The organism is Micromonospora mangrovicola, assembly GCF_047200535.1.
In the GTDB taxonomy this organism is placed as follows: Bacteria; Actinomycetota; Actinomycetes; order Mycobacteriales; family Micromonosporaceae; genus Micromonospora.
Map to the genome: position 1 here is coordinate 1 of NZ_JBJZOG010000204.1, position 3,330 is coordinate 3,330.

A 3,330-nucleotide genomic window follows, 5' to 3' on the forward strand; every position below is an offset into this window, starting at 1 on the left:
TGTAGCCGTCACCTATGAGGTCGCCGTACTCGTCGATCCAGTGCAGGGCCGCCCGCGCGGATGGTTCGACGAGCCGCACCGTGGCGGCGTCCCCGGTCCACCGCTCGTACTCGTCGAGCAGCACCACATAGAGCGGGGTGGCGTCGGCGCTGCCGAAGTACGGCGAGTGCGGCTGCTCCTCGAACCCGGTGGTCTCCCCGTACCGCAGCTCGTGGAGGATCTTCCCCGGCTCCTCCTCACGGAAGTCGTCGAAGACGACGCCCTGCAACAGCGCGAGCAGGCGCAGCGTCGTGGCCGCCAGGTCGGGCGCGAAGGGGAGCGCCTGCAGGCTGGTGAAGATGCTGTCCCGACCGAAGATGGCCATGAACCACGGCAGCCCGGCGGCGGGCAGCGCGTGTCCGCCACTGGTCAACGGCGTGAAACGCAGTGCGGCGAGATCAGCCAGGCTGCGCCGGTAGGTCATCGCCAGCGTCGCAGAGTCGCAGGCCAGGCGGGGCGCCTCCGCGAGCCACCGGTCCAGGTCCTCGCGCATCTGCAGTCTGGCCCGCCCGGGCCTGCCCTGCAGGGTCTCCCGGAGATCGCGTCCGTCCACCCCCAGGGTCTGCACGTGCACGTCGGTGACCCACCGGCCGTGCGGTGCGAGGTGCACGTCGTACGTCATCCCCTGTTCGTCGATCCGGGCCACCTGGGTGGAGGAGACCAGCGTCTCCCGGCGGAACGTCTCGCGCTGATAGCCGAGACGCAGGCTCCCGTCCTCGATCCGGGCGTAGTACGTGCCCGTCTTGTGGTGCACGTCCTTGATCTCGAAGAGGTCGGCGAAATCGCTCTCGATGTCGATCCGGATCCGCAGGTCGACCGGTTCGGGTTCGTGATTGATCACCGTCAGCCGCTCGGTGAAGCTGCCGCCGATCGAGCGTTCCCGGATGGCCGAGACGCTGATGTCGACCAGTGGCGTCGGGACGGTGGGGACGACGAAGAACCGGCTCTCGAAGTATTCGACCTCCTCGACGTTGAGCGCGTTGACCCGTTCGCCGTTGATGGACAGGATCCATTTCGACAGGAATCGGGTGTCGAACGAGAAGAGGCCGGTCGGGATGGCGGGGGACGCGTCGATGTCGCCGCTCTCCTCGCTGACCACGAAGGTGTTGCCGTCCAGCAGCCGGACGAGACCGTCGCTCATGCCGGTCGTCTCCGCTCGCGGACGAACTCGCGTGGATGGTGCGCGCCCGGTGGCCCCGGCATCAGCCGTTGGATGAAACGGGCCAGCCGCACATCACCGTCGGCCTTGAGTTCGTTGCGGACCCAGGCCGCGTAGATGTGTGACCTTCCGGTGACGATTCGATCGAAGGTCGATCTGTGGCCTGTGATGACGCAGTCGGCCGCACCCTTCCCGCGCGAGACGCGGACGTCGCCGCGTGTGATCATCAGGAGCCACCGATCGACCTCATGATCGTGTTCGAGGTCGAAGCGGATGCTGCCGCTGGCCTCCTCGAGGAGGCGCTCGTGGCCGCGACGGCCGAGCGCCTCGAAGAAGTTCGCGGTGGGACTGGACATGAGCCTCCCCTCCGGTCGGTCCCGACCCCGGACGGTCACCACCTCACCATGGCGGGGACCGGGCCGCCCACGCATCACCCACATCGGGTGAACTCCGGCCGCCCGCCGCGGCCGCCCGCACATCTCATCCCTTGCGGGTGATGCCAGCACACCGCGATCCGGGTGATGCTGCCTCGTGGCCGGCGGATTCCACTGGGAGGGGGTGCCATGTCGGAGACGACCCGGAAGTTCTTCGACGCGCTCGAACGCCACGGCCACGAGCGGCTGCTGAAGAAGACGAACGGCACCATACGGTTCGACCTGGCCCGCGACCACGAGGTCGACCACTGGTTCGTGGAGATACGTGGTGGCGCCGTCCGGGTGTCACGGAGTGACGCCGACGCGGACGCCGACGCCGTCGTCCGTGCCGACGGCGCCTTCTTCGACAGCATGGTCCGTGGCGAGGCCAAACCACTCCCGGCCTGGCTGCGCAACGAGATAACCAGCGAAGGGAAATTCCGGCTCATCGTGCTGCTGGAGCGGCTCTTCGCGCCTCCGCCCGGCGCGCGACATCCGCGGGCCATGGCCCGGGACCATGGGGGGCGCAGATGAAGGCGGACCTGATCAGGATCCTCGACGGCAACATCTTCGTGTTGAGCGACGGCAGTGGCGACATCGAGGCCACACCGACCGTCCCGTGCGGGTTCTTCTCGTTCGACACCCGATTCCTGTCGCTGTGGCGGCTGACCGTCAACGGCGAACGGGTGAGCGCGCTGGCCAGGGACGACGCGTCCTACTTCGAGGTGCGCTTCTTCCTGGTGCCGGGCGCGCCCACCCACTACGTCGACGCCAAGGTGTCGATCATCCGGGAGCGGTCGGTGGCCGGTAGCTTCGAGGAGTACCTGACGGTGCTCAACCACTCGGGTGAAGCGGTCGATCTGACGGTCCGCGTGGACGCGGACTGCGACTTCATCCCGCTGCTCGTCGTCGGGCACGGGCGTACCCCGCCCGGCCGGCTGTACAAGCGCGTCGAGAACGGGCGGCTGTATCTGGGCTACCGGCGGGACAAGTTCTGGCGGGAGACGGTCATCTCCACGACCGAGCCGGCGCAGGTCGACGAGCAGGGGCTGACGTTCCGCATCCGAGTCGCGCCGCACGGGAAGTGGACCACCCGGCTGCACGTCCGAGGAATGGTTCGTCGCCCGGACGGTGAGGACGTTCGAGCGCACGTCCATCCCGGCCGCCACCGGCGCAACAGGTCACGGATCCAGTCGGACCTCGCGCAGTGGCTCGGCAAGGCCCCGCAGCTGATCTGCGAGTGGAAACCGCTGGAGCGGGCATACCAGCGCTGCATGGTCGACCTGGCCGCCCTGCGGTACTCGCCGCTGACCCTGCCGACCGAGGCGATGCCCGCGGCGGGACTTCCCTGGAACGCGACCCTCACCGGCCGCGACCCCATCCTCACCAGCCTGCAGGCGTTGCCGTTCGCGCCGGAACTCGCCACCGCGACGCTGCGCATGCTCGGCATCGATCAGGGCACCGAGTTGGACGACTTCCGGGACGAGGAGCCGGGCAAGATCCTCCGCGAGTTCCGCTACGGTGAGCTTCCCGCGTTCGAGGAGCGTCCGCAGGCGCCGTATTTCGGTGCCGCTGACGCCACCCCGCTCTATGTGGTCCTGCTCGACGAGTACGAGCGGTGGACGGGGGATGCCGCCACGGTGCGGGAGTTCGAGGAGGAGGCGCGGGCGGCCCTGCACTGGATCGACGAGTACGGCGACATCATGGGTGACGGCTACG

At 68.4% G+C, this 3,330-nt stretch carries 4 protein-coding genes; 2 read left to right on the plus strand and 2 right to left on the minus strand.

Annotated features, from left to right (window positions below; translation table 11 throughout):
- Together ACL02O_RS33885 and ACL02O_RS33890 are read right to left on the minus strand one after the other, a co-directional pair.
- Nucleotides 1-1,180 (minus strand): glycogen debranching N-terminal domain-containing protein (locus tag ACL02O_RS33885; protein ID WP_412822264.1); only part of this gene is annotated, 1,180 nt, incomplete at its 3' end.
- Nucleotides 1,177-1,554, minus strand: a complete 378-nt coding sequence (locus ACL02O_RS33890; protein ID WP_412822265.1) for an SCP2 sterol-binding domain-containing protein — start codon at nt 1,552-1,554, stop codon at nt 1,177-1,179. The genes ACL02O_RS33890 and ACL02O_RS33885, both read right to left, overlap by 4 nt.
- Nucleotides 1,555-1,761: 207 nt before the next feature.
- Between ACL02O_RS33890 and ACL02O_RS33895 the strand changes: the two genes are divergently transcribed.
- Nucleotides 1,762-2,145, plus strand: a complete 384-nt coding sequence (locus ACL02O_RS33895) for an SCP2 sterol-binding domain-containing protein (RefSeq protein ID WP_412822266.1) — start codon at nt 1,762-1,764, stop codon at nt 2,143-2,145.
- A partial coding sequence (locus ACL02O_RS33900; protein ID WP_412822267.1) for a glycogen debranching N-terminal domain-containing protein occupies nt 2,142-3,330 on the plus strand: 1,189 nt, incomplete at its 3' end. The genes ACL02O_RS33895 and ACL02O_RS33900, both read left to right, overlap by 4 nt.

Coding starts and splice junctions, on each gene's coding strand:
- ACL02O_RS33890 (WP_412822265.1), bottom strand. CDS start 1,554: ATGTCCAGTCCCACCGCGAACTTCTTCGAGGCGCTCGGCCGTCGCGGC.
- ACL02O_RS33895 (WP_412822266.1), top strand. CDS start 1,762: ATGTCGGAGACGACCCGGAAGTTCTTCGACGCGCTCGAACGCCACGGC.